Raw genomic sequence first — 25,619 nt, 5'->3', positions numbered from 1 at the left:
TTACGGTACAACAATCAGCGGGCCACTGGCCGCACCTGTTGCCCGCCACTGCGGCACATACATGGACTCCACCATCGGGACCGGCACCTCATAGGTTCCCGGCGTCACGGCGCGCGCCAGATAAACCAGCGTGACCGGCTGCCCTTCGTTAACCGGCACCGCCGCCACAAAGCGATCGTCGCGGAATTCCATATGCTGAATATCCGCCTGCTGCATCTGACTGAGCAGGTTCTGCACTTCGCTGCCGCTGTCCTGCAGGCTGGCGCTGCTGCTCGCCAGGTTCTGGTTTTCCAGTTCCAGTCCCGCCGGGAGGAGATCGACAACCAGCGCATCCGGCACGTTCTGGCTGGCCTTCACTTCAAGCCATACCAGCACCAGCTCGCCGCTCTTCAGTGACGTGAGCGACTTTGTGCTGCCGTCGGTTGCCAGAATATGGCGCTCAATCTGCAGCACGTTAGACGATGGCTGAGGTGCAGATGCCGGATAACCGGTGCTATCAAGGCGTACCCACAGCGGTGTGCTACCGGTATTTGTCACCTGCAGCGCGCCAAGCTGGTCGCCGTTCACGTTCTGTACCAGGGCTTTATCACCGCCTGATGCAGTATCCGCCAGAGACGTTTGCGCCTGCCATGCGCCGGATAAAGTTTGCAGCGAGCGTCCGGCCAGGAACAGGGCGTTACTCTCCTGGGTCGAGAGCCAGCGCTGGCTGAAAGCTTGTTCCGACAAGGCGTTCAGCAGCGTATTTTGCGCATCCGGCAGAAGCTTGTACTCCTCAAGCAGAGAGAGCATCAGCGCATTATCACGAAGCGCACTGCCATAATCGGCCATCCAGTTTTTGCTGTCGTTACGCGGCGTTTTGATGGCCAGACCCAGTGCCTGCTGGCTGCGCGGTGCGTCGCCCATCAATTTTAGCGCCATCCCCAGCTGCATCAGCGGCAGCCCGGAAGCGGCCTGTCCGTGACGTTCCCAGATTTCACGCAACGCACCAAGCGGGGCCTTTTGCTGGCGAGCCAGCACCAGCGCGGCATAGGCCTGCACCGCAAATTTACTGGCCTGGGTATCATCGCTGTAGCGGATGGACATCATACCCGGGTCCTGCAGGTAACGCAGCAAGCGGCTGTTGGCGTTGTTAACCGCCTCAGCAGGCACGCTGTAGCCCTGCTCGCCTGCACGAACCAGGAAGTCAGTGACATAGGCGGTGAGCCAGTACTCCTCCGGACCGTTTTTATCCCAAAGCGCGAAACCTCCGTCATCACGCTGCATTTGCAGCAGACGGGAGATCCCGATATCAATGGCTGCACGGCGCTTGTCATCCGTATCTCCTTTGATGCCAAGCGCGGTCAACTGCGCCGCGTTGGTGTAGAGCGACGGGAACAGACCACTGGTGGTTTGCTCCAGACAGCCATACGGGTATGCCTGCAGCTCACGAATATAGCGCGCCAGATTCAGAGGCGGTTTCCCGCTCAGCAGCAATTGTCCCTGTAGCGTGGCAGGAGAGAAGCCATTAAGGTGCTGCGCCGGTGCACTCCACGACTCACCAGGATTCAGCATGGCACCGGTGTTAACGGTCTGCGCCGGGAATGCCGGACGAACGCCGATTTTCCAGCTCTTCTGTTGTGCAGCGAAAGTCTCGCCCGGCAGCTGCAGGCCGGTCACCTGAGCGGTCACTTCACCATCACCGTAGCCATCCAGCGCACGTACCGGTATAAACAGGGTGCTGCGCGCGCCCGGCGGTAACTTCACGGGCTGCGGCTGTGCGCCCTCAAGCGACAGCTTGCCGGTAGCGGTAAAGGCAACGTTCAGCGTTTGCGGCTGGTCCGTCAGGTTGGTCACATCCAGCGTCAGGCGTGAGGTATCGCCACTTGCCAGGAAGCGCGGCGTGTTCAGTTCGGTAATGATTGGGGCGGCGACAATCACTTTACCTTCGCTGCTGCCGAAATCATCTTCCGTCCAGGCCTGCGCCATCAGACGCAGCTCGCCATTGAAGTCTCCAATGGGCAGCGTCACGGTCCCTTCACCGTTAGCATCGAGCTCGACCGGCTGCGCCTGCTGGGCAATGATAGTCACGTGGTTCACCGGTGGTTTACCGCCGCGCTTAAGCTCATCGCCGTCACCACCAAAACGCAGTGCAGCCATGCGGCCCTGCCCTTCAATGACCTGACCGTAAATATCGTAGATATCCGCGCCGTAGCGCTTCTGACCGAAGAACGCTTCCCACGGATCCGGGGTAACGTAATCGGTGATGTTCAACACGCCGCTGTCCACTGCCGAGATCAGCACATTCACTTTCTGCGGAACGGCGCCTTCTTTGACGCTGGCCTTCACCTTCACGGACAGCGTCTGGTTTGGCCGAATTTTCTGCGGATTTTCCAGCGCGACATTCAGGCGGCGATTCTCATCGCCCATCGGCAGATGCAGTAACCCGACGGCACGTTTCGGCGTCGCTGATTTGGATTTATCGCCAGGGCGTACCACCAGCGTGCTGAGATAGAGATCGTGACGTTTCCAGGCCTTATCCACCGGGATTGAGAGATCGAGTCCGTTGGCCGGTACGTCGATCTCTTTCCACCACAGCGGCCCTTCGCTGGACTCGATCATTGCATAGCCTTTACCCGCCGCCGGAGCAGCGATATGCAGCTGGATGGTATCTCCCGGCTGATAGGAAGGCTTGTCCAGTTTCATGGTCACACGGTCAGGGCGAGCGGCACCGGTGCCGTCGCTATTATCCTGCCAGCTGTAGCCAGCCCAGAAGCGCACGCTGCTGACCATGTCGTCCGGCGCTTTGACCTCCAGACGGTACGAACCCCACTCCACCGGGAAGGTCACTTTACCGGTTTCATCGGCCTTAAGGGTCAGCTCCTGCTCGCCCTCAACCAGGTCTTTCTGATCAAACTGTGACTGCCAGCCATCGCTCTCTGACCAGTTCCAGTAGTAGTCACGGCGCTCACGGATCAGGCGAACCTGTAACCCGGAAACCGCCTTTTTTGCCCCGCTGGCATCGGCATAGACGATATCAAAGCTGGCATTGCCGTTTTCATCCACGATCGGCTGGTTGACGGTGGTGTCAGTGCGGTAGTCATAAACGGCCTTACTGGCAAACTGAGGACGGATACCCGGCAGATCGGCCGCCGGCCAGATGTCCTGCTCAGCACGGCGCGTCACCGGGCGACCGCCCGATTCCAGAAGGCTGGCCTGCAGGATCAGTTGCAGCGGTGAATGCGCCTCTTTCCACTGGCTTTCGGTCGAGACCTGTCCGCGCCCCTGTTCATCAAGGGTTAGCTGAACTTCATCCAGGCTGCGGCTCAGGTTCTCTTCGGCGATATCACCGAACTGGAAGCCCGGCAGTGCAGCGACGGCTTCGCGCAGCGGTCGCAGGAAAAGCTGGCCTTGCAGGGAATTTCCGTTGGCAGGTGCGCCATACAGGTAATAACCCGCAATGTTAAAGTCGACGTTATCCTCGGTGGAAACCGGCGCTTTTTGTCCCGTCAGATTAAGCGCCATACGCTCCGGCATAAAATCTTCAACGTGGAAATCCCACAGGCGCTGTTGGTTATCGCCGGTATTGGCGCGGATATGCCACATACCGGTCTGCGCCCCGCCGTCCAGGGAATAATTGAAGCGATAGAGGCCGTTCTCAGGCTGGACGACAACCGTGCGCGCCACCTGTCCGTCCGGGCGCAGTACGTCGAGTTTAACCGGCTGGGCAGGAAGCGGTTTACCGTCGCTGTCGCGCAGCAAACCATTGAGGATCACCGTTTCGCCAGGGCGATAGAGATCGCGCGGGCCAAACATAAAGAATTGCTTGCTGTAGCCTGGGCTACCTGCGATATCAAACTCCGCCAGATCGAGGGCCGGAAGCTTGAGGTCAAGCAGCGTGGTCTGCCCGTCTTTACTGGCCAGAATCAGCGCGGCTTCTTTGTCAGTCTCAAGTTTTGCGTGGCCGTCAGCATCGCTGTTCGCTTCGGCAAGCGTCTGCCCTTTATCATTCAACAGGGTGACGGTAACGCCGGATTGCGCCGCGCCATCTTCCAGGCTCTGGGTGAAAATATCCAGACGGTTATGATAACGGTGAGCGGACAACCCAATATCACTTAAGGTAAAGAGGGTTGCGGCATTGCTGTAGTTATAGTGCCCGGCCTGATTCATGACCGCGATGTACACGCCTGACTGCTGTAGCGGCTTAATATCCCGCAGCGGCAACAGCAGTTTTTCACGGGTGTTGCGTGCCGGATTGAGGTCAAACCGGCCGGTATACACCAGGTCCGCCATTTTGAGCAGATTATCGGACTCCCAGTTAGTCAGGGAGTTACGGTACTCCCACTGGCTGACAAAGGAGGCCAGGGATTCAGGCTTCACGCGGTAGAAATTCACGTCAACATTGTTGACGTTGAGCGCCATTACCGGCAAACCTTCCACCACCTTGCCCGGCAGCAGCGAGCCACGGCTGGCAAAACCGACCGTCGGTTCAACATCCCGGGTAGTCAGGGCTTTTTCGTAATCGATTCCAAATGTCGCTTTGTTCAGCGCCTGCAAATCACGTTCAACGGTGACAACCAGATTGCGGTTGGGCTCCAGATGGCGCAGGCGTAGCTCTTTCAGGTTAGGTGCGAGTTCCCACGCCCCGTCAACCTTGCCGCTTTTTTTATCCACCACATGCACTGTTTTGGCGAAATCCTGATCGGGATTGAGCGGAACAGAGAAGGTCAGCACCAGCGTGGCCGCGCCATCAAGCTGCACCTCTGAGGTATCCAGCAGGGTGAGCGCTTTGCCCTGACTCTGTGCCGCCAGCGTTGCCAGCTTTTCAGCGTCCGGCTTTTCCGGTGCTTTCGGTGTCGTTGCTGTGGATGCTGCGGGAGCCGCAGCCTGAGAGTTATCGTCGCTGTTATCACAGCCGACAAGCGAAAATGTGGTAAGCAGCGCGAGAGAAATCGCGGCTAAGCGAAACGGTGTCATCCTTTGTCCCTGGCCCATGGAGCCTGTTGGTCGTCTTCCGGATAAGTATTATCCGCAAGTTTCATTAATACAAAAAGTCTAATTTTAGAATCTGGAAAGCACCTCGCAGAGCGACGACGCCTTTACTCAGGCACTGCTATGCCGATCACAGTCGCAAACGTCACATGTTACCTTTTACGTCATTTGTTTTTAAAACAAGAAGATAGCTGGATTACCTCGCCTTTAGCCTGCTAGCTTTAAGCTCAAGACGCACCCCGAGTGCGCGGTTCACTAAGAGAGACAGTCATGAAACGAGCCGTGAACGCCCTACAAAATTTCGGAAAATCGTTGTACGGACCGGTACTTATCTTACCGATCGTCGGTCTGTTTATCGCATTTGGTAACGTCCTGGGGAACGGTAACCTCGCAGAGTATGTGCCGTTTCTCGGCCATCCGCTGATTCAGCATGTTGGTCAGCTTATCGCGAAATCGGCCGTGTCAGTACTGGTTAACCTGGCGCTGGTGTTTGCCGTCGGGATACCGATTGGCCTGGCCACGCGTGATAAAGGCTATGCGGCCCTGATTGGCCTGGTGACCTTTGTTGTTTTCATTAACGCGATGAACGTTACGCTGCAGCTCCAGGGCGAACTGGCCCCCGCTGACCAGATGAAAGCCGCCGGGCAAAGTATGGTGCTGGGCGTGCAGGTGCTGGAGATGGGCGTTTTCGCCGGGATCCTGACCGGGGCGCTGTCCGGATACCTGTACAACAAATACTCCGGCGTACAGTTTAACGGCGCGATGGCCATCTATTCCGGCCACTGTTTCGTCGCCATCGTCATGCTTCCTGTCTCAATGCTGCTCGGCGTCGTGATGAGCGAACTGTGGCCATTTGCCCAGCATGGCATCAGCGCACTGGCGCTGGCGATCAAAGGTTCCGGGCCTTTTGGGGTGGCCATTTACGGCTTCCTGGAACGCATTCTGGTGCCGACCGGCCTGCATCATCTGGTCTATACCCCCTTCCTGTATACCGAACTTGGGGGGACGCAAGAGGTATGCGGCACGGTTTATCAGGGCGCACGCAATATCTATTTCGCCGAAATGGCTTGTCCGGAAGTGAAGCAGTTGAGCAGCACGGTAGTGTGGGACGCGCGCGGCATCAGCAAAATGTTTGGCCTGCCCGCGGCGGCGCTGGCGATGTACATGACCGCCAGGCCGGAGCGCAAAGCGGCAGCCAAAGCCATCCTGATCCCGGCAGCGTTAACCTCTCTGCTGGTGGGCGTTACCGAGCCGATTGAGTTTTCGTTCCTGTTCGTCGCTCCGCTGCTGTTTGTGGTACATGCGGCGCTGACCGGCATCGGCATGATGCTTTTCTCCCTGTTCGGTGTTCATGCCATCGGCGCTAACGGAATTATCGATTTTATTCTTTATAACCTGCCGCTCGGCACGGAGAAGTCCAACTGGCCGATGTACATCGTGGTCGGGCTCATCATGTTCGCGCTCTATTTTGTGGTGTTCCGCTTCCTGATCCTGCGCTTCAACATGAAGACGCCGGGACGCGAGGATGACGATCAGGAGACGCGCCTGTACAGCAAACAGGAGTATCAGGCGAAGGGGAACAATGACGGGCTGGGTGAATCCATCGTGGTGGGGCTGGGAGGCCGGGAAAACATTGAGGTAGTGGATAACTGCTACACCCGCTTACGCGTCACGGTGAAGGATGTCTCCATCATCGACGAGCCGCGCCTGAAAGCGACCGGCGCGAAAGGGATTATCAAACAAGGTAACAACGTTCAGGTGGTCTACGGGCTGCATGTCAAAAAAATGCGAGAAGCCGTTGAGACGTTTCTCTGAGAGGAGCTAAAGATGTTTACACCCCCTTTTATTCTGTCGATTGCCGGTGGCGGCAGCACCTATACGCCAGGTATCGTGAAAAGCCTGATGGTACGCCTGCAGGACTTCCCGCTGGCCGAGATTCGCCTCTACGATATCGACGAAGCACGCCAGAACACCATTGCACCGGTGGTGGAGAAGGTCATTCGCGACCATAGCCAGAGCATTACCTTCACCGTGACCACAGACCCGGAAGTCGCGTTCAGCGGGGCGCACTTTGTCTTCGCCCAGATGCGTGTCGGCCAGTACAGAATGCGTGAGCAGGATGAGAAGATCCCGCTGCGCCACGGCGTGGTAGGCCAGGAAACCTGCGGTCCTGGCGGGCTGGCATACGGCCTGCGCACGATCCTGCCGATGGTCGAGCTGATCGATCTGGTGGATCGCTACGCGCATGAAAAAGCCTGGATCGTGAACTATTCCAACCCGGCAGCGATCGTTGCGGAAGGGGTGCGCCGCCTGCGACCGGACGCCCGCGTGCTTAATATCTGCGATATGCCAGTGGCGGCGATGCGTAACATGGGGGCCATTTTGGGTGTGGACCGCCACAAGCTGGAGGTGGACTACTTTGGTCTGAACCACTTCGGCTGGTTTACCCGCGTGCGGGTGGACGGCGAGGACAAGCTGCCGGAACTGCGTCGGCATATCGCGAGGTTCGGCCTGCTGACGGAAGATGCGGCCAAAACCGACCCGCAGCACTCGGATCCGTCGTGGGTGAAAACCTGGCGCAACATCAAGCCCATCATGGATAACTTCCCGGAATATCTGCCAAACCCCTATCTGCAGTACTACCTGATGCCAAACCAGATTGTGGAGCATCAGAACCCGGACTACACCCGCGCGAACGAAGTGATGAACGGGCGTGAGAAAAAGCTGTTTGCCGCCGCAGAAGAGTATAAGCGTACCGGGATTTTACCGGATGCCTTCCACGTGGGCGTCCACGGCGAGTTTATTGTCGATGTCGCCTGCTCGCTGGCATTTAACCTGCGTCAGCGCCATCTGGTAATGGTGGAAAACCGCGGGGCGATAACCAATCTGCCGTACGATGCGGTGGTGGAAGTCCCGGCCTACATCACCTCTGAAGGGCCAGAGCCGATCCGCGTGGGTCGGGTCCCGCTGTTCCATCAGACGCTGCTTCAGCAGCAGCTCGCCTCTGAACAGCTGCTGGTGGAAGCGACCATTGAAGGCAGCTACGAAAAAGCACTGCAGGCGTTCACCCTGAACCGTACCGTGCCTACCATGGAGCACGCAAAAGCGATTCTCGATGACATGATTGACGCCAACCGTGACTACTGGCCTGCGCTGCAAAAAGCCTGGCAGAACGGTGAAGCGGTGAAAAAATAGGGTCGTGCTCGCGAGTTGAATGTGGTTTGCTTGTCGGTGTCAGAAAAAACACCGACAATCCTTTTTTACGGAAAAGAATGGAGGCAACCCATGTCCACCTCATATTTTGTCGCCGCCGACTGGCTGATTGAGCACGGTGACGATCCGGAAGTACAGATTATTGACGCGCGTATGGCACCTGCCGGGCAGGAACACCTTCGCGATATGGTCGCAGAATACCGCGCAGGGCATTTGCCGGGCGCGGTATTTTTTGATATTGAAGCCCTGTCCGACCATAACTCCCCTCTCCCGCACATGCTGCCGCGCCCGGAAGCGTTCTCCGTGGCGATGCGCGAACTTGGCGTTAATCGTGACAAACACCTCGTGGTTTACGATGAAGGTAACCTCTTCTCCGCACCGCGCGCCTGGTGGATGCTGAAAAACTTTGGCGTGGAGAAAGTCTCAATTCTTGCGGGCGGTCTCGCGGGCTGGAAGCGTGATGAACTGCCATTGCAGCAGGGCGACGTGACGCTGCCGGAAGGCGAGTTCGACGCGACGTTTGATGCGCATCAGGTAAAACGTCTGACCGACGTGCTGGTGGTCAGCCATGAAAAAACGGCGCAAATTGTCGATGCCCGCCCTGCAGCGCGCTTTAACGCCCAGGCGGATGAACCGCGTCCGGGGCTGAAGCGCGGCCATATTCCCGGCGCGTTGAATGTGCCGTGGGGCGATCTGGTATTTGAAGGTGAATTAAAAACGACCGATGAGCTGCGCGCCATTTTTGATCGTCAGGGCGTGGATTTGCATCGTCCAGTTATTGCCAGCTGCGGGTCCGGCGTCACGGCCTGCGTGGTGATTCTGGCGCTCGCCACACTCGGTGTAAACGACGTGACGCTCTATGATGGCGCCTGGAGTGAATGGGGTGCACGAGACGATTTGCCCGTTGAACCGGCCAAATAATGGATAACCGTCTGGCCACGCTGTTAACGCGCGGGGCGTCACTGACCCGCGCGGAATATCGCGTGCTGGCCCACCTCACAGAGCATCCTCTGCTGGTGGGCAATATTACGGTGCGCGAACTGGCGCAGGCGACGTTCGTCTCAACCGCCACCATTATGCGTCTGTGTCAGAAATTAGGCTTCAGCGGTTTCAGCGAATTTATCTGGCACTGCAAACAGCTGTTAACCGAGACGCCGTATATCGCCGCGCAGGCACAACAGCGCCCCGAACTGCCGGCGCTTTTCAGTCAATTTATCGCGAACTATCAGCAAACCTTTCAGTGGGTAACGCAGGAGAAGCGCGCGCAATTTTCGACGTTGCTGCGCCAGAAAGAGAGCTTCTTTCTTTATGGCGCCGGCTTCTCTTATCTCTTCGCCGAGTACCTCACCAAGAAATTGCAGGTGCTGGGCAAAACGGCGTTTATTTCCGGGCCGGGCGATAGCCGGAACATTTTCCTCAGCAACGCTGCGCGGTATCAGGTGTTTATCGCCGTCTCACGCAGCGGTGAAACCGAACAGGTGCTGGATAAAGCGCGGATCGCTAAAAACGTGGGTATGACGGTCGTGGCTTTTACGCGCGCTTCGGCCAATACGCTGGCGGGAATGGCAGATTTGCACTTTGCTTTATATGACGAGGCGGTACATTACGCCGCAGAAGCCGCTGGCGTGACGTCGTTTGAGTCGAATCTGGTCCTGCTGATGGATTTACTGCTGCTGGAAGCGACGGGGTGAAAAATCACCCCGCGTAATCAGATAATGCGGGTGGTTTTGAGATCGCGCAGGAATCCGCCCCAGCGACGCTCGTAAAACGGCGTGATGTGCTCGGTAATAAAGTGGCTGATGCCCTTCTCATCCTTCTTCACCTGACAGATATCGATCGGCTCATCACCCGGCAGCGTATCGGTGGCAACACTGCCCGCAGCCTGAATAATCTCCTCGATATCGCCGTCTGCTTCAATGCCAATCAGCAGTACCGGCTGTTCATCCGTGCTCTCTTTAACAGAGCAGAGGAACGCGCGCCTCACGGGTTTGAGGGTTTTGAACAGCGTGGTCAGCGAATCAATCATCTGCGCAGGGGGGTCGGCTACTTCAGACAACAGCAGCGTTTCGCCCCCTTCCAGCACTTCCTGCGTACTGAGCGGGTTGCCCTCCTCGCCAATCAGATGGTTGATTTCACGCGGCGTGAACTCTTTCCCGGTTGGCAGTTTGGCGTTGAGGAACAAGGTCTGGCCCAGCGTCATTTCGAAGAGAGTGCGCACCGGCATCACCACGAACGCCTGCTCGTCTTCAACGGCCTGCTGCAGCGCTTCCAGCGAGGTGAAGAACGGGATCACCGACGTGCCGTCGTCTTTCTCCCAGTGGAGCAGGTCCAGCGCGCTGTCTTCAACAACCTGTTCGCCTTCCGCTGCGGTACCCGGAACCCAGACGGTGGACTCCAGCAACGTGCGGAAAAATGCCGGACGGTGGGCGGGCTCGGTCGCCGCCTGTTCCAGCAGAGTTTCTAATTCGTTTTTCGTTTCAGACATAGTTTGGCTACTTCAACATAATGTCGGCTGGCGCAAGGCTAACAGGCCTACAAAACCGTAGGCCCGGACAAGCACAGCGCCGCCGGACAAAGACAATTACTCGGCAGTCAACAGGTTCGCGATAGTACGCACGCCCAGTCCCGTTGCCCCTGCAGACCACTGCTCAACGGCCGCTTTACGGTAGGTTGCGGAGCAGTCGATGTGCAGCCAGCCCTCGTGATAGTTCTCAACGAAGTGAGACAGGAAGCCGGCCGCCGTGCTCGCACCCGCCGGATAGGCTGCGCTCGCGGTATTGTTCAGTTCGGCGAAGTTAGACGGCAGCTGGCTGCGGTGGAATTCGGCCAGCGGCAGACGCCAGAACGGTTCGTTCTCCGCGGCCGCGCTTGCCAGCAGACGGGCTGCCAGTTTGTCGTCAAAGCTGAACAGCGCATGGTAGTCGTTGCCCAGCGCGGTTTTCGCCGCACCGGTCAGGGTCGCCATGTCGATAATCAGCTCTGGCTTCTGCGCAGACGCGTCGATGAGACCATCGGCCAGCACCAGACGACCTTCCGCATCGGTGTTCATCACTTCCACGTTTTTACCGTTACGGTAGCGAATAATGTCGCCGAGCTTAAAGGCATTACCGCTCACCATGTTGTCCGCACAGCACAGGTAAAGCTTCACGCGCTTGTTCAGACCGCGCGTAATGGCAAACGCCAGCGCGCCGGTGATGGTTGCCGCGCCGCCCATATCGGACTTCATGGAGTCCATGAACGCGCTCTGCTTCAGGCTGTAACCGCCGGTATCGAACGTGATGCCTTTCCCGACCAGGCAGGCAAATACCGGTGCTGCTTTATCACCGGTTGGGTTGTAATCCAGCGCCAGCAATACCGGAGGACGCTCGGAACCGCGACCCACGGTGTGGATCCCCATATAGTTCTGCTCGCGCAGGTCTTCACCTTTGGTGATGCGGTAAGACATTTTGTCGCCAGCCACGCCGCACAGCAGGTCAACGGCGCGCTGCGCAAGTTGTTCAGGACCCAGCTCTTCTGCCGGGGCGTTAATGGTATCGCGCACCCAGTCGATAATGGTCAGACGGCTTTCCAGCTCTTTCTGACCCGCTTCGTCGAGCGTCGCCCACTCGATTTTACGGCTGCCTTTCGGTCCTTTGTAACCCGCCCAGAATGCCCAGCTGCGGTCGATATCCCAGCCTTCGCCGTCCAGGGTGACATGTTTAATGCCCAGACCATCAATTTTACGCGCCGCGCGCTGGATCAGACCCAAATCATCGTTGCCAGTCAGGTGCAGGGTAATACCGTCGTTGTTGATACTGTAGGTGGCTTTCTCGCCCCAGCGCGCGTCAGCAGGCTGATTCGAGATCGTAATCTTCATCGCTTCGGTCATTTTATTTATCCTTATTAGCAAACGGGCCGCCTGAAGGCAGCCCGTAAGGTGATTTATTCTGCTTCATCTAACCAGACTAACAGAATCGCCTCCAGAATTTTTTCATTGGATGCGTTTGGATCGTCGTCAAAATCGTCTAAATCGCAGATCCACTGATGCATATCGGTGAAGCGTACGGTTTTAGGATCGAGATCCGGGTTAGCGTCGTAGAGCGCTTCGCCGATTTCACGGCTGTCAGTCCACTTCAGTCCCATATCAGTGCTCGCGTGCGTGGTTGATGGTGTAGCGTGGGAATTCCACGACCAGATCTTCATCGGTCACCAGAGCCTGGCAGCTCAAACGGCTGTCTGGCTCCAGACCCCATGCTTTATCCAGCATGTCGTCTTCATCTTCGGTGCTCTCGGCCAGAGAGTCAAAACCTTCACGCACGATGCAGTGGCAGGTTGTGCAGGCACAGGATTTTTCACAGGCGTGTTCCACTTCGATACCGTTACGCAGGGCAACATCGAGAATGGTCTCACCGGTCTTCGCTTCCAGAACAGCACCATCCGGACAGAGGTCCGCATGAGGCAAAATAACAATCTTTGGCATATTAAACCTCGTCCACGGACTGGCCTTTCAGCGCGACGCGGACAGATTTGTCCATGCGGCGAGCAGCAAAGTCCTGGGTTTGTTTATCAACGTTTTTAATGGCTTCTTCTATTGCATCAGCATCATTGCCTTCGGCCACTGCGCTTAAGCGCGCGGCAGCCTCGTCAATCACCTGACGCTCAGCGGCGCTTAACAGCGCGGCGTCGGCAGCGAGCGCACCGTTCAGACTTTCCAGCACGCGTGCGGCTTCAACTTTCTGTTCTGCCAGCATACGCGCCTTCACATCCTGTTCGGCGTAGCTCATTGAATCCTGAATCATGGAGGCGATCTCACCATCGGTCAGGCCGTAGGACGGCTTCACCTGGATAGACGACTCAACGCCGGTGGATTTCTCCATCGCCGTGACGCTCAGCAGGCCGTCCGCATCCACCTGGAAGGTAACGCGAATATGTGCACCGCCCGCAGGCAGCGCAGGAATACCGCGCAGCGCAAAGCGCGCCAGTGAACGACAGTCCTGCACCAGCTCGCGCTCGCCCTGCATCACATGGATGGACATCGCGGTCTGGCCGTCTTTGAAGGTGGTGAATTCCTGTGCACGCGCCACCGGAATGGTGGTGTTACGCGGAATGACTTTCTCCACCAGTCCCCCCATGGTTTCTAACCCCAGAGAGAGCGGAATAACATCCAGCAGCAACATCTCGCTGTCCGGCTTGTTGCCGACCAGAATATCCGCCTGGATAGCCGCGCCCACGGCAACCACTTTATCCGGGTCGATGGACGTCAGCGGCGTGCGGCCAAAGAATTCGCCCACCCGTTCACGCACCAGCGGTACGCGCGTGGAGCCGCCAACCATGACCACTTCCAGCACCTCGTCAGCCTCAACGCCCGCATCTTTCAGTGCGCGACGGCAGGCCAGCAGAGTGCGTTTCACCAAAGGCGCGATCAGGTCGTTAAACTGTTCCCGGGTAATTTCCCCCTGCCAGCCCGCCACGTTGACGGTGACAGACTGCGCATCGCTCAGCGCGATTTTCGCGTCGATGGCCACGTCCAGCAGTTCACGCTGCACGCGTGCATCGCTGCGATCGGGAATACCCGCCTGCTCGCGAATGAAATCGGCCAGCAGATGGTCGAAGTCATCGCCACCCAGCGCAGAATCACCGCCGGTAGCCAGCACTTCAAACACCCCACGGCTTAAGCGCAGGATAGAGATATCAAAGGTCCCGCCCCCCAGATCGTAAACCGCGATCACCCCTTCCTGACCGGAGTCCAGGCCGTAGGCTATGGCGGCCGCCGTCGGTTCGTTCAGCAGGCGCAGAACGTGCAGTCCCGCCAGACGCGCCGCGTCTTTGGTGCCCTGACGCTGTGCATCATCAAAGTAGGCCGGAACGGTAATGACCACGCCATCGAGATCGCCGCCGAGCGTTGCCGTAGCACGCGCCGCCAGCGCTTTGAGGATATCAGCAGAAACGCGGATCGGGTTCAGCAGCCCCGCTGTCGTGGCAATCATTGGCAGGCCGTTTTCACTGGCCTGCAGCTGATACGGCAGATGCGGATAACGGGTCTGAATATCGGCGAGGGAGCGGCCCATCATGCGTTTTACGGAACTGATGGTGTTTGCCGGATCGCGCGCGGCGTTCGCGCGTGCGTCGTAGCCAACCGCGTGGCCCTGCTGTTGGTAGTGGACCACGGAAGGCAGCAGATGACGGCCCTGCTCGTCAGCCAGCGTTTCCGCCTGGCCGCTTCGCACGGTCGCCACGAGAGAATTGGTGGTGCCCAGATCAATACCTACCGCCAGACGACGCTGGTGCGGTGCGGCACTTAAGCCAGGCTCACTAATTTGTAATAAGGCCATAATTGCTTCCGAAATTAAAAATCGAGCAGCTTTTCTTCGAGTTGTTCAGCACTGCTTCGCAGTTTATCGAGAAAACGGAGTTTGCGCACAGTGTCTGCCGCCACATCCCAGGTCTCGTTGTTCAGTTGCTCCACCATCAGTTGATGGCGGGTATCGAACATGCCTTTTACGCGCTTGATGAAGCTTTCCAGACGCGCTTCATCTTTGGCCTGTTCAATCTCATCCAGCTCTTCACGCAGTTCCAGCTGTTCCATCAAAAACGCCGTATCACGCACGGTGTGCTGTTCACTCGCCAGATCAAAGCCATGAAGCGAGAGCAGATACTCAGCGCGAGACAGTGGATGGCGCAGCGTCTGCCAGGCCTGATTGATGGTCGCAGATTGCGATACCGCAGCCAATTGCTCTGACTGAGTACCACTGGCGAATTTATCCGGATGATACTGACGCTGCAGATCCTGGAAGCGGATCGTCAGCGCCTGCAGATCAATCGGGTATTGAGCGGGTAGTCCGAAGAGAGTGAAGTAATCCATAACAATCTCAGGGGTAGCCTGTTAGAACAAACCCCACGCACAGGAGTCCTGCGGTGGGGTTTCGGATGACGCGCGGTTAAACGTGGAAGCTTTCGCCGCAACCACACTCGTCTTTGACGTTCGGGTTCGTGAATTTGAACCCTTCGTTCAGGCCTTCTTTTACAAAGTCCAGCTGAGTGCCATTGAGGAATTGCAGGCTTTTGCCATCGACCACCACCTTCACGCCCTTGTCTTCAAATACGGTGTCATCAGACGCCGGTTCGTCAACAAACTCCAGTACGTAAGCCATACCAGAACAGCCGGAGGTACGTACGCCCAGTCGCAGGCCAAAGCCTTTACCACGGTTCGCCAGAAAAGAGCTTACTCGCGCGGCAGCGCTGTCGCTAAGGGTAATCGACATACTCAAACCTCAATTATTTTGCTTCACGTTTGCTTTTGTAATCCGCAATGGCGGCTTTGATCGCGTCTTCTGCCAGGATAGAACAGTGAATTTTCACGGGTGGCAGTTCGAGTTCTTCAGCAATATCCGTGTTCTTGATTGCCTGTGCTTCGTCCAGAGACTTGCCCTTCACCCATTCGGTGACCAGGGAGCTGGAGGCGATAGCAGAACCGCAGCCGTAGGTCTTGAAGCGCGCGTCTTCAATGATACCTTCATTGTTGACTTTAATCTGCAGCTTCATCACGTCGCCACACGCTGGCGCACCGACCATACCGCTACCTACGCTTTCGTCGCTGTTGTCAAAAGAGCCAACGTTGCGCGGGTTCTCGTAATGATCAATAACTTTTTCGCTGTATGCCATGTTGAATTCTCCTTATGTACCGATTAGTGATGTGACCATTCAATGCTGTTCAGATCCACGCCCTGCTTGAACATTTCCCACAGTGGAGAAAGGTCACGCAGACGACCGATGGAGTTGCGAACCAGCTTGATGGTGTAGTCAATCTCTTCTTCGGTAGTGAAACGACCTAAAGAGAAGCGGATAGAGCTGTGTGCCAGCTCGTCAGTCATGCCCAGTGCGCGCAGCACGTAGGATGGCTCCAGGCTTGCAGACGTACAGGCAGAACCGGAAGAAACCGCCAGGTCTTTCAGCGCCATAATCAGCGATTCACCTTCAACATAGTTGAAGCTGACGTTGAGAATGTTTGGTGCGCCCTGTTCGAGATCGCCGTTCAGATACACTTCTTCCATATCTTTCACGCCATCCCACAGACGGTTACGCAGCGTGCGCAGGCGCGCCATCTCGGTTTCCATCTCTTCTTTCGCAATACGGTAAGCTTCGCCCATACCAACGATCTGGTGAACAGGCAGCGTACCGGAACGCATACCACGCTCGTGACCGCCACCGTGCATCTGTGCTTCGATGCGGATACGCGGTTTACGACGAACGTACAGTGCACCAATACCTTTCGGGCCATAGATTTTGTGGCCGGAGAAGGACATCAGGTCCACTTTCAGCTGGCTCAGATCGATAGGCAGTTTGCCCACGCTCTGGGTGGCGTCTACGTGGTAGATGATACCGCGCGCACGGCACATTTCGCCGATGGTCGCGATATCTTGCACAACGCCGATTTCGTTGTTTACGTGCATGATGGAAACCAGAATGGTGTCATCACGCATGGCCGCTTCGAGCTCTTTCAGGTCGATGATACCGTTGCTCTGTGGTGCCAGGTAAGTCACGTCGAAACCTTCACGCTCGAGCTGACGGCAGGTGTCCAGCACGGCCTTGTGTTCGGTTTTGCTGGTGATGATGTGCTTGCCTTTTTTCTGATAAAAGTTGGCCGCACCTTTGATCGCCAGGTTATCGGATTCGGTCGCACCGGAGGTGAATACAATCTCACGCGGGTCGGCACCCACCAGGTCAGCAATCTGATTACGGGCGATATCTACCGCCTCTTCAGCATGCCAGCCAAAACGGTGTGAACGGGAAGCTGGGTTACCAAAGTTTCCGTCCAGGGTCAGACACTGCATCATTTTCTCGGCAACACGCGGGTCCACCGGCGTGGTTGCGGAGTAGTCGAGATAAATCGGTAATTTCATTGCTCTATAAACTCCGTACATCGCTTCAATGCAAGGAATCAGGCAACCGGCTGGATGTACGACCGAGTACACGGAGCGAGCGAACGCTCCGGCCTGATTCTGAAATACTTATCTTTTTATTACGCGCGTAATTTGACGTCGATCGCGTCCTGCCCGCGGGTGCTGCGTTGGGAGTCCTGGCTGTGCTGACGGCCAGAGACATCCAGAACTTCCTGGTTATTTACCAGTTCACCTAAGGTGATGTTGTTCAGGAAGCCGGTCAGACGATCGCTCAGGTCGCGCCACAGCGCGTGGGTCAGGCACTTATCACCGCCCTGGCAGCCGCCTTTACCCTGGCAACGGGTCGCATCAACGGATTCGTCAACGGCACTGATCACTTCGCCAACTGCAATACTGCCCGCGTCTTTACCCAGCAGATAACCGCCGCCTGGGCCACGAACGCTGGAAACCAGTCCATTTTTACGCAGTCTGGAGAACAGCTGCTCCAGATAGGAGAGGGAGATCCCTTGTCGTTCAGAAATATCAGCCAACGGAACCGGGCCCGCTTCGGAGTTGAGCGCAACGTCCAGCATCGCGGTCACGGCATAACGCCCTTTAGATGTCAGTCTCATGTCTTACTTAACCTCAAACTCGCCCCTGCCCGGGGTTTTTATAGTAAAATGGGGGTATTGCATAGCAGGGCCAAGTCTGACATTCCTGACTAAAATGGTCAACTATTTACTTGACTGTTTTAGTCAGGTATTTAACCTTCCGTGCCGTATCACCAGGATGGGCACTACTCTTTATTCTTTTGCTCAATCGACGCCAGAATCCCGCGCAGAATGTTCAGTTCCTGGCTTTCCGGACGCGCACGAGTAAACAGGCGGCGCAGCTTGTTCATTACCTGCCCCGGGTGACCTTCACGGATGAAACCGGTAGAGAGCAGGGTCTGCTCCAGGTGACCATAGAAGCGCTCCAGATCGTCCACCAGCGGGTAGACGGCCTCTTCCTGCGGCTCTGCCGTTGCTTTTTCCTGCGTCGCCAGCCACGCCATACGCACTTCATAGGCAATCACCTGAACGGCCATTGCCAGGTTCAGGGAGCTGTATTCCGGGTTAGCGGCAATGGCCACGTGGTAATGGCACTTCTGCAGTTCATCGTTGGTCAGGCCCACGCGTTCACGGCCAAACACCAGCGCTACAGGGGCCTGTTCGGCTTCAGAGACGCTTTTCAGACCGCATTCACGCGGATCCAGCATCGGCCACGGCAGTGTACGGGAGCGGGCGCTGGTCCCGACCACCAGACTGCACCCTGCCAGGGCTTCGTCCAGGGTATCCACGATCTGCGCGTTACCAATGACATCGCTGGCGCCCGCAGCCAGAGCGATAGCCTGTGAGTCGGGTTTCACCAGTGGGTTAACCAGCCACAGGTTCGTTAAGCCCATGGTTTTCATAGCGCGGGCTACGGAGCCCATATTGCCAGTGTGCGATGTTTCGACCAGCACGATTCGAATGTTTTGCAGCATAGTTTTAATGTCTGGATTCTGTGTCTGAAGAATATTCGGCCATATTATCATAAACGAGAGACATATTCCGATCTCGCTGCTATACTCTGCGCCGATTTTCCCGTTCTTTAACATCCAGTGAGAGAGACCGATGCATCCGATGCTGACCATCGCCGTGCGCGCAGCGCGCAAGGCGGGTAATGTAATTGCCAAACACTACGAAACGCCAGATTCTGTTGAAACCAGCCAGAAAGGCAGCAATGATTTCGTAACCAACGTCGATAAAGCCGCTGAAGCGATTATTATCGATACCATCCGCAAATCTTACCCGCAGCACACCATCATCACCGAAGAAAGCGGTGAACTTGAAGGTACCGATCAGGATGTTCAATGGGTTATCGATCCACTGGATGGCACCACCAACTTCGTCAAACGTCTGCCACACTTCTCCGTGTCTATCGCTGTACGCATTAAAGGCCGTACTGAAGTCGCCGTGGTTTACGATCCAATGCGTAACGAACTGTTCACCGCAACCCGCGGTCAGGGCGCGCAGCTGAACGGCTACCGTCTGCGCTGCAGCAATGCACGCGACCTCGACGGTACCATTCTGGCGACCGGCTTCCCGTTCAAGGCGAAGCAGCACGCAACCACTTACATGAATATTCTGGGCAAACTGTTCACCGAATGCGCGGACTTCCGTCGCACCGGTTCTGCCGCGCTGGACCTGGCCTATGTGGCTACCGGTCGCGTTGACGGTTACTTTGAGCTGTCACTGAAGCCGTGGGATTTTGCAGCGGGCGAGCTGATCGCGCGTGAATCAGGCGCCATTGTTTGCGATTTCACTGGCGGCCACAACCATCTGACGACCGGCAACATCGTTGCAGGTAACCCACGTGTTGTTAAAGCCATGCTGGCAAACATGCGTGATGAGCTGAGCGACGCGCTGAAGCGTTAATCCAGCCTGCGGTGCCCTCTCCCGCCGGGAAAGGGCACCATGCTGTACCTGACTAAAACGGCCTTAATCCCCTTCCCACCGGCACCGCGCTCATCCACATCGTTACCGCAGCCACCAGCAGAATCATCCCGCCCGCCAGCGCGAGCGTTGTCCATCCGACCTGCCGCCACAGCACCGGCGTTTTATTGCCGCTGAGTTTGACCGCCAGTTGACGGAAACTGTGCACCAGCAGTGCCAGTGACGAAATCGTGAGTGACGTCCCGGCCGCCATGGCCAATGCCGAGAGCATTCCCCAGCCAAATACACCCATCACCTTACTGAACAGCAGCACCATGATTGCCCCTGAACACGGACGCATGCCCATTGAGAGCACAACCATCAGCCGCGCTCGCCAGTCATCACCGTTCTGTAGCTGCGCCTGCGTCGGCAGATGCTGATGCCCACAGCCGCAGTTCGCAGTGTGTTCATGGTGCGGCGTAAAAGCCCTGAACTGGGGTTTGTGCAGTAAAGCCCGCAGTTTTTTCAGTGCCCGCCAGCACAGGAGCAAGCCCAGCACACCGACCAGCGCGTAACTGCCCTTCTCCAGCCAGAAACTGCTGGCATGCAGCTGACGAGCAGGAAGGCGTAATAACGACAGGACCACCACCACCAGCGCAATCGCCACGCCGCCCTGAAGCAGCGAAGATGCGAGGGTCAACCCAATGCTTGATTTGAGCCTGGACGGATGGGTCGCAAGCCAGGTCGCGATCACGATTTTGCCGTGTCCCGGCCCCAGCGCATGCAGGACACCGTAGAGAAAACTGAAGGCCAGAAGAGAACCGCCTGCCTTCGTCGGGTTTTCCGCCACCGCCTTCAGTAAGCCACTCATCTGCTGGTTGACCTCGCGCTGCCAGACAATGCTTTTCATCATCACCTGCGGCCAGGCGTGCCATAGCCACAACGCGCCGCACACGGCCAGCAGCAAAAAGAGCGCCAGCGGCCAGAGATGAAGCCAGCGGCGTGATTTTCGTGCCGGAGACGCGATCACTGACATTGCAACGTCACCTGCTGTGCGAACTGTTTACCCAGCTCCATGTCTTCGGGTGGTGCATCTTCTTTATCGAGAGAGACCGCAAAATTGAGCGTCTCTTCGCTCGGTTTTGGCGTGTGCATTGCCATCTTGCAGGTTTTTTGCAGGGCTGCCGGTAGCGTCACATCACTCTCCTCTGCGTAATGCATATCGACATAGTAAGTGGGATCAAAGGTGGAAAACGTATAGGTCTGCCCAGCCAGCGGTTGCGGATGCGCCAGCGGCAGGACAAACGTCAGTACCGCCTGATGTCCGTCGCGGGTCATGCCATATTCCGTCGGCCGATTCATAAATTTCACTTTTTGTCCGTTGTGCCAGAACTCGGTGAAATAGTGCTGACCAAGCACGTTGGCCATCACTTCCGCCGCCAGCTTTTTCCAGATTTCATCCCCGGGTTTTGCATTCCCGGCATCGTACAGCAGGTCAGCCGAGGTGATTTCATCCATCGTCCAGCGCATTTTCAGGCCACTGAGCTGCGTTCCGTCCGTTACCAGCTCGGTTTTCAGGCTGATAAAACTGTGAGGATGCGCGACGACAGCAAAGGGGATCACCGTCAAAAATAACGCCATTGCGCTTTGTTTAACTGTTTGCATCAATTCCTCACGTCATAAATTCTGTGATGTTCGCCAGCAATCCTGAGTGAAAGGCCTGCCGGCGCGCTTTTCAGCGCCCATCCTTTAGCTATTCTTATCAAACATTCCCACTGGATACCCGACAGATGATGACGACGCTTGAAATTCCATCTGTGCTTTCCAGTTCGCAGCGCCGCTGCCAGGTGCTTTTAATGCTTTACCTGCCCGATGCTGCCGTTACCGCACAGAGCATTATCGCTGCCAATGGCGTGGACGACGCTATGGCACGGCAAGATATAGCCGAGACGCGCGATGAAATCCAGCGCTATCACCGGCTCGACATCGTCACGTACCATGACGGCAGCTACCGGATTGAAGGCTCAGCCCTGAATCAACGTTTATGCCTGTTGCACTGGCTGCGCAGGGCTATGCGGCTGTGTCCGCAATTCGTTTCGCATCAGTTTACCCCCGCGCTGAAAACCGCGCTTAAACAGCAGGGCATTGCCCGTCCTCTCTATGACGATACCAACCTGCGGGCGTTGATCAGCTTCTGCTCGCGCAAGCTTCAGCGGCCGTTTGATTGCCGGGACGTACAGTTTTTGCAGCTCTATCTGCAGTATTGCCTGATGCAGCATCATCTGGGGAATACCCCGCAGTTTTCATCGGTGCAGCGTAACTGGACGCAATCAAGAGGGGAATATTTCACCGCTCAGGAGATTGTTCGTCACTGGAAACGCCGTGTGCCACAAGGGACCCACAGCGATGAACAACTGTTTCTTGCACTGCTGTTTATGATGCTGCGCACCCCTGACCCTGTGCTTGATAAGCATCAGCAGGATCAGCGCCTGCGTCGGGCGATTGTGCGCATGGTCGCCCGTTTTCGGGCGCAAACCGGGATGAACTTCAGCGATGAACAGGGGCTGACCGATCAGCTTTATATTCATCTGGCCCAGGCGCTGGACCGTTCGCTGTTTGAGATAGGCATCGACAATAGCCTGCCGGAAGAGATCCATCGTCTCTACCCCCGCCTGTTACGCACCACCAAAGAGGCGTTGTTTGAGCTGGAAGCGGAATTCGGGCTGCGTTTTTCTGATGAAGAGATGAGCCTGGTGGCGGTCATTTTCGGCGCCTGGCTGATGCAGGAGACCGATCTGCATGAGAAGCAGGTGGTGTTATTGACGGGAGAGGATAAATCCTGTGAGGACGTGATAGAGCAGCAACTGCGCGAATTGACGTTGCTGCCGCTCAACATTCGATATCAGACGCTGCAGGCCTATCAGAAAGAGGGGGCACCGCGCGAAGCGGCGCTGGTCATCACCCCTTATCCGACCGCCCTGCCCCTGTTCTCACCACCGCTGATCCACGCCGTTGAGACGCTGAACACGCAGCAGCAAGAACATATTCGCGCCATGCTGGAATCGTAGCTACGCGCGCGCGGCGACTTTAGGACGAACGAACATCGCCGGTAGGGCGACAAGCGCCATGACCCAGAAGACCCCGTGTCCCAGATGCTGGTAAAGGAAGCCCGCAAAGACCGTCATCACCGCAATGCTGCCGCCCATCGCCACTGCCGAATAAACCGACTGCAACCGAATGACATCCCCGCCTTCACGCGCGGCGATATAGCGCATGGCCGCCAGGTGACATACCGTGAAGGTGCCGCAGTGCAGAATTTGCGCCACGATCAGCCACGGCAGTTCCGTCGTCCAGCCCATAATGCCCCACCGTATAACACCACAGACTGCAGAAAGCAGGAGCAGATCGCGCGCGCCAAAGCGCCGAAACAGCTTTTTGCTCAGCGCGAAGATAATCACCTCAGCGACCACACCGAGCGACCACAGGTAACCCACTGCAGATGCGGAGTATCCTGCCCCCTGCCAGTAGATGGCGCTGAAACCATAGTACGCCGCGTGCGCGCCCTGCAGCAGACAGACGCAGGCCAGGAAACGCCAGCTTTGTGCCACCAGGCTTCGCCAGGCCGGCCAGCCGGCGCTTTCCTGATGACGGCTCTCACCTTGCGGCATTACCGATGGACGCAACAGCATCCCCAGCAGCATGGAGGCAATACCGATACTCAGCAGCGCAAGGATCGCACGGTAATCGTAAAGGCTAACCAGTTTACCCACCAGTGCAGAGCCGATGACAAAGGCAATTGAGCCCCACAGCCGCACGCGGCCATAATCCATCGTTATCTGTTTTTGCCAGGTGTTTGCCAGGGCATCCGTCAGCGGAACCAGCGGCGAGAAAAAGAGGTTGAAACCGACCATCACCACCATCAACCATGCAAACTGGTGGCTCACCCAGAAACAGGCGACAAAGACCAGCGTCAACAGCGCCAGAATGCGTACCGCCTTAATCAGCAAGGAGGGATCGCTGACGCGCGGTGCGATCAGCAGGCTTCCCAGGAAACGTGCCACCAGACCAGCGCCAAGCAGGATACCTATGGTCTCGGGCGTCAGGCCGATCCCCTTGAGCCAGACGCTCCAGAAAGGCAGAAAAATACCGTAGCTAAAGAAATAGGTGAAATAACTGAGCGCCAGCCAGCGCGTGGAATGCAAGACCATGAATCCCTCCCGAAATGGAGGCCATAGTCTGGCGAGAATACAAAAATTAAGCAAGTCGATAGCCTGCTATAAATTAACGAAAATTTAACATATTGTGCAGTCATCTGACTTATGGCAGGGAATGAAAATGTGTATTACGTTTAAATTACTCCACTTGCAGAGGTATTTCTGCCATGAACTCACTTCGCTATTTAGATTTCGGCCAGGCACGTCACCTGTTGCTGTTAATAGGTCGTATCGCGCTTGTCGTACTGTTTATTATCTTCGGCTATCCAAAACTGACGGGGTTTAGCGGGACCGTACAATATATGACGTCGCTGGGTACACCCATGCCCATGCTGGCGGCCATTATTGCGGTGGTAATGGAGGTGCCTGCCGCCATCCTGATCGTGCTGGGCTTTTTCACCCGCCCTGTTGCCGTACTCTTTGTATTTTACACGCTGGGTACCGCGATTATCGGCCACCACTACTGGGATATGACCGGTGATGCCGTCATGCCGAATATGATTAACTTCTACAAGAATATCAGTATTGCCGGAGCGTTTATTTTACTGGCGATAGTGGGACCGGGAGCACTCTCCCTTGACCGGCGTTAACCCATAAAAAAAGGCCGCAATCGCGGCCTTTTTTATTTCTGCAAAACAGAAAGATTATGCGTATACCGGGAAGCGTGCGCAGATTTCCAGAACTTTACCTTTAACGCGCTCGATAACCGCTTCGTCATTGATATTGTCCAGAACGTCACACATCCAGCCTGCCAGCTCTTTCACTTCCGCTTCTTTAAAGCCGCGGCGAGTAACAGCCGGAGAACCGATACGGATACCGGAGGTCACGAACGGGCTCTTCGGATCGTTTGGCACGCTGTTTTTGTTCACGGTGATGTTGGCACGGCCAAGGGCAGCGTCAGCTTCTTTACCGGTCAGGTTTTTATCAACCAGGTCCAGCAGGAACAGGTGGTTCTCAGTACCACCGGAAACCACTTTGTAACCGCGGTTCAGGAAGACTTCCACCATCGCTTTGGCGTTTTTAGCAACCTGCTGCTGGTAAACTTTAAACTCTGGCTCCATCGCTTCTTTCAGCGCCACCGCTTTCGCCGCGATAACGTGCATCAGTGGGCCGCCCTGCGCGCTTGGGAATACGGCAGAGTTCAGCTTTTTGTACAGCTCTTCGTCGCCACCTTTCGCCAGGATCAAGCCACCGCGTGGGCCCGCCAGGGTTTTGTGCGTGGTGGTGGTCACAACGTGAGCATGCGGAACCGGGTTCGGATAAACGCCTGCAGCAATCAGGCCGGCAACGTGCGCCATGTCAACGAACAGGTAAGCACCGATGCTGTCTGCGATTTCACGCATTTTTGCCCAGTCAACGATACCGGAGTAAGCAGAGAAACCGCCGATAATCATCTTCGGTTTGTGGGTCTGCGCCTGCTTCGCCATGTCTTCGTAGTCAATTTTACCGGACTCATCAATGCCGTAAGGAATGATGTTGTACAGTTTGCCAGAGAAGTTAACCGGAGAGCCGTGAGTCAGGTGGCCGCCTTGCGCCAGGTTCATACCCAGAACGGTATCGCCCGGTTCCAGCAGCGCGGTGTAGACCGCGAAGTTAGCCTGAGAGCCAGAGTGTGGCTGTACGTTAGCGTAGTCGGCGCCAAACAGTTCTTTAGCGCGATCGATGGCCAGTTGCTCAACGATATCAACGTACTCGCAACCGCCGTAGTAGCGTTTGCCCGGGTAACCTTCAGCGTATTTGTTGGTCAGCTGAGAACCCTGCGCCTGCATTACGCGCGGGCTGGTGTAGTTTTCGGAGGCGATCAGTTCGATGTGCTCTTCCTGACGTACTTTTTCCTGCTCCATAGCCTGCCACAGTTCGGCATCATAATCGGCAATGTTCATTTCACGCTTTAACATCCGCATCTCCTG

The 25,619-nt window shown here is 56.5% G+C and carries 23 protein-coding genes; 7 read left to right on the top strand and 16 right to left on the bottom strand.

Annotated elements, in window-relative coordinates; all coding sequences use genetic code 11:
* On the bottom strand, window positions 1-4,953 hold the full coding sequence (locus tag BJP35_RS18655; protein ID WP_086463470.1) for an alpha-2-macroglobulin: 4,953 nt from the start codon (window positions 4,951-4,953) through the stop codon (window positions 1-3).
* 285 nt (window positions 4,954-5,238) lie between these two features.
* Between BJP35_RS18655 and BJP35_RS18650 the strand changes: the two genes are divergently transcribed.
* The 4 genes from BJP35_RS18650 (at window position 5,239) to BJP35_RS18635 (ending at window position 9,872) form a co-directional block, all read left to right on the top strand.
* Window positions 5,239-6,783 (top strand): PTS transporter subunit EIIC, encoded by a 1,545-nt coding sequence (locus BJP35_RS18650; protein WP_047743081.1) that lies wholly within the window; start codon window positions 5,239-5,241, stop codon window positions 6,781-6,783.
* A gap of 12 nt (window positions 6,784-6,795) precedes the next feature.
* Window positions 6,796-8,163, top strand: a complete 1,368-nt coding sequence (locus tag BJP35_RS18645) for a 6-phospho-alpha-glucosidase (RefSeq protein ID WP_014171173.1) — start codon at window positions 6,796-6,798, stop codon at window positions 8,161-8,163.
* A 90-nt stretch (window positions 8,164-8,253) separates the two neighbouring features.
* Window positions 8,254-9,102: a 3-mercaptopyruvate sulfurtransferase gene (sseA, locus tag BJP35_RS18640; RefSeq protein ID WP_032678689.1), complete on the top strand. Its 849-nt coding sequence runs from the start codon at window positions 8,254-8,256 to the stop codon at window positions 9,100-9,102.
* Window positions 9,102-9,872 carry a MurR/RpiR family transcriptional regulator gene (locus BJP35_RS18635; RefSeq protein WP_014171175.1) on the top strand — a complete coding sequence of 257 codons (771 nt, stop codon included), beginning with the start codon at window positions 9,102-9,104 and terminating at the stop codon, window positions 9,870-9,872. The genes sseA and BJP35_RS18635 overlap by 1 nt, the downstream gene beginning before the upstream one ends.
* Window positions 9,873-9,889: 17 nt before the next feature.
* On the opposite strand, the gene sseB is transcribed toward BJP35_RS18635, so the two are convergent.
* The 11 genes from sseB to trmJ all read right to left on the bottom strand — a co-directional run bounded on the left by sseB (window position 9,890) and on the right by trmJ (window position 18,564).
* Window positions 9,890-10,666 carry an enhanced serine sensitivity protein SseB gene (sseB, locus tag BJP35_RS18630; protein ID WP_025203462.1) on the bottom strand — a complete coding sequence of 259 codons (777 nt, stop codon included), beginning with the start codon at window positions 10,664-10,666 and terminating at the stop codon, window positions 9,890-9,892.
* Between the two features lie 96 nt (window positions 10,667-10,762).
* Window positions 10,763-12,049, bottom strand: a complete 1,287-nt coding sequence (pepB, locus tag BJP35_RS18625) for an aminopeptidase PepB (protein ID WP_020883024.1) — start codon at window positions 12,047-12,049, stop codon at window positions 10,763-10,765.
* A 53-nt stretch (window positions 12,050-12,102) separates the two neighbouring features.
* Complete coding sequence (gene iscX, locus BJP35_RS18620) at window positions 12,103-12,303, bottom strand: Fe-S cluster assembly protein IscX (protein ID WP_014171178.1); 201 nt, start codon at window positions 12,301-12,303, stop codon at window positions 12,103-12,105.
* A 1-nt stretch (window position 12,304) separates the two neighbouring features.
* The gene (gene fdx, locus BJP35_RS18615) at window positions 12,305-12,640 is read right to left on the bottom strand and encodes an ISC system 2Fe-2S type ferredoxin (RefSeq protein ID WP_014171179.1); all 336 of its coding nucleotides are present in this window, start codon (window positions 12,638-12,640) and stop codon (window positions 12,305-12,307) included.
* A 1-nt stretch (window position 12,641) separates the two neighbouring features.
* Window positions 12,642-14,492, bottom strand: a complete 1,851-nt coding sequence (gene hscA / locus BJP35_RS18610) for a Fe-S protein assembly chaperone HscA (protein WP_025203461.1) — start codon at window positions 14,490-14,492, stop codon at window positions 12,642-12,644.
* Between the two features lie 14 nt (window positions 14,493-14,506).
* Complete coding sequence (gene hscB, locus BJP35_RS18605; protein WP_014171181.1) at window positions 14,507-15,022, bottom strand: co-chaperone HscB; 516 nt, start codon at window positions 15,020-15,022, stop codon at window positions 14,507-14,509.
* A 76-nt stretch (window positions 15,023-15,098) separates the two neighbouring features.
* The gene (gene iscA, locus BJP35_RS18600) at window positions 15,099-15,422 is read right to left on the bottom strand and encodes an iron-sulfur cluster assembly protein IscA (RefSeq protein ID WP_003860659.1); all 324 of its coding nucleotides are present in this window, start codon (window positions 15,420-15,422) and stop codon (window positions 15,099-15,101) included.
* Between the two features lie 13 nt (window positions 15,423-15,435).
* On the bottom strand, window positions 15,436-15,822 hold the full coding sequence (iscU, locus tag BJP35_RS18595) for a Fe-S cluster assembly scaffold IscU (protein WP_003860661.1): 387 nt from the start codon (window positions 15,820-15,822) through the stop codon (window positions 15,436-15,438).
* Between the two features lie 23 nt (window positions 15,823-15,845).
* Window positions 15,846-17,060: a cysteine desulfurase gene (gene iscS / locus BJP35_RS18590; protein ID WP_020883022.1), complete on the bottom strand. Its 1,215-nt coding sequence runs from the start codon at window positions 17,058-17,060 to the stop codon at window positions 15,846-15,848.
* Between the two features lie 119 nt (window positions 17,061-17,179).
* Entirely contained in the window at window positions 17,180-17,671 is a 492-nt protein-coding gene (gene iscR / locus BJP35_RS18585; RefSeq protein ID WP_020883021.1) for a Fe-S cluster assembly transcriptional regulator IscR, read from the bottom strand.
* Between the two features lie 164 nt (window positions 17,672-17,835).
* Window positions 17,836-18,564 (bottom strand): tRNA (cytosine(32)/uridine(32)-2'-O)-methyltransferase TrmJ, encoded by a 729-nt coding sequence (gene trmJ / locus BJP35_RS18580; protein WP_032669904.1) that lies wholly within the window; start codon window positions 18,562-18,564, stop codon window positions 17,836-17,838.
* A 130-nt stretch (window positions 18,565-18,694) separates the two neighbouring features.
* Here trmJ and suhB point away from each other — a divergent pair, with 130 nt between their 5' ends.
* On the top strand, window positions 18,695-19,498 hold the full coding sequence (gene suhB / locus BJP35_RS18575) for an inositol-1-monophosphatase (protein ID WP_020883019.1): 804 nt from the start codon (window positions 18,695-18,697) through the stop codon (window positions 19,496-19,498).
* A gap of 52 nt (window positions 19,499-19,550) precedes the next feature.
* Here the strand turns inward: suhB and BJP35_RS18570 are convergent, their stop codons facing one another.
* Together BJP35_RS18570 and BJP35_RS18565 are read right to left on the bottom strand one after the other, a co-directional pair.
* Window positions 19,551-20,531: a nickel/cobalt transporter gene (locus BJP35_RS18570; protein WP_047743085.1), complete on the bottom strand. Its 981-nt coding sequence runs from the start codon at window positions 20,529-20,531 to the stop codon at window positions 19,551-19,553.
* Complete coding sequence (locus BJP35_RS18565; RefSeq protein ID WP_047743086.1) at window positions 20,522-21,160, bottom strand: DUF1007 family protein; 639 nt, start codon at window positions 21,158-21,160, stop codon at window positions 20,522-20,524. Before BJP35_RS18565 ends, BJP35_RS18570 begins: the two co-directional genes overlap by 10 nt.
* Window positions 21,161-21,285: 125 nt before the next feature.
* Between BJP35_RS18565 and csiE the strand changes: the two genes are divergently transcribed.
* Entirely contained in the window at window positions 21,286-22,563 is a 1,278-nt protein-coding gene (gene csiE, locus BJP35_RS18560) for a stationary phase inducible protein CsiE (protein WP_014171189.1), read from the top strand.
* Here the strand turns inward: csiE and BJP35_RS18555 are convergent, their stop codons facing one another.
* Window positions 22,564-23,703: a 3-phenylpropionate MFS transporter gene (locus BJP35_RS18555; RefSeq protein ID WP_020883016.1), complete on the bottom strand. Its 1,140-nt coding sequence runs from the start codon at window positions 23,701-23,703 to the stop codon at window positions 22,564-22,566.
* A gap of 173 nt (window positions 23,704-23,876) precedes the next feature.
* On the opposite strand from BJP35_RS18555, the gene BJP35_RS18550 reads away from it, so the two are divergent.
* Window positions 23,877-24,299, top strand: coding sequence for a DoxX family protein (locus BJP35_RS18550; RefSeq protein WP_014171191.1), 423 nt, complete (start codon window positions 23,877-23,879; stop codon window positions 24,297-24,299).
* Window positions 24,300-24,353: 54 nt separating this feature from the next.
* Here the strand turns inward: BJP35_RS18550 and glyA are convergent, their stop codons facing one another.
* The gene (gene glyA, locus BJP35_RS18545) at window positions 24,354-25,607 is read right to left on the bottom strand and encodes a serine hydroxymethyltransferase (protein WP_086463469.1); all 1,254 of its coding nucleotides are present in this window, start codon (window positions 25,605-25,607) and stop codon (window positions 24,354-24,356) included.
* Between the last annotated feature and the right edge of the window lie 12 nt (window positions 25,608-25,619).

The organism is Enterobacter sp. J49, from assembly GCF_002148625.1.
GTDB classification, from domain to species: domain Bacteria; phylum Pseudomonadota; class Gammaproteobacteria; order Enterobacterales; family Enterobacteriaceae; genus Enterobacter; species Enterobacter ludwigii.
This window is presented reverse-complemented; position numbering and strand designations above follow the sequence as displayed.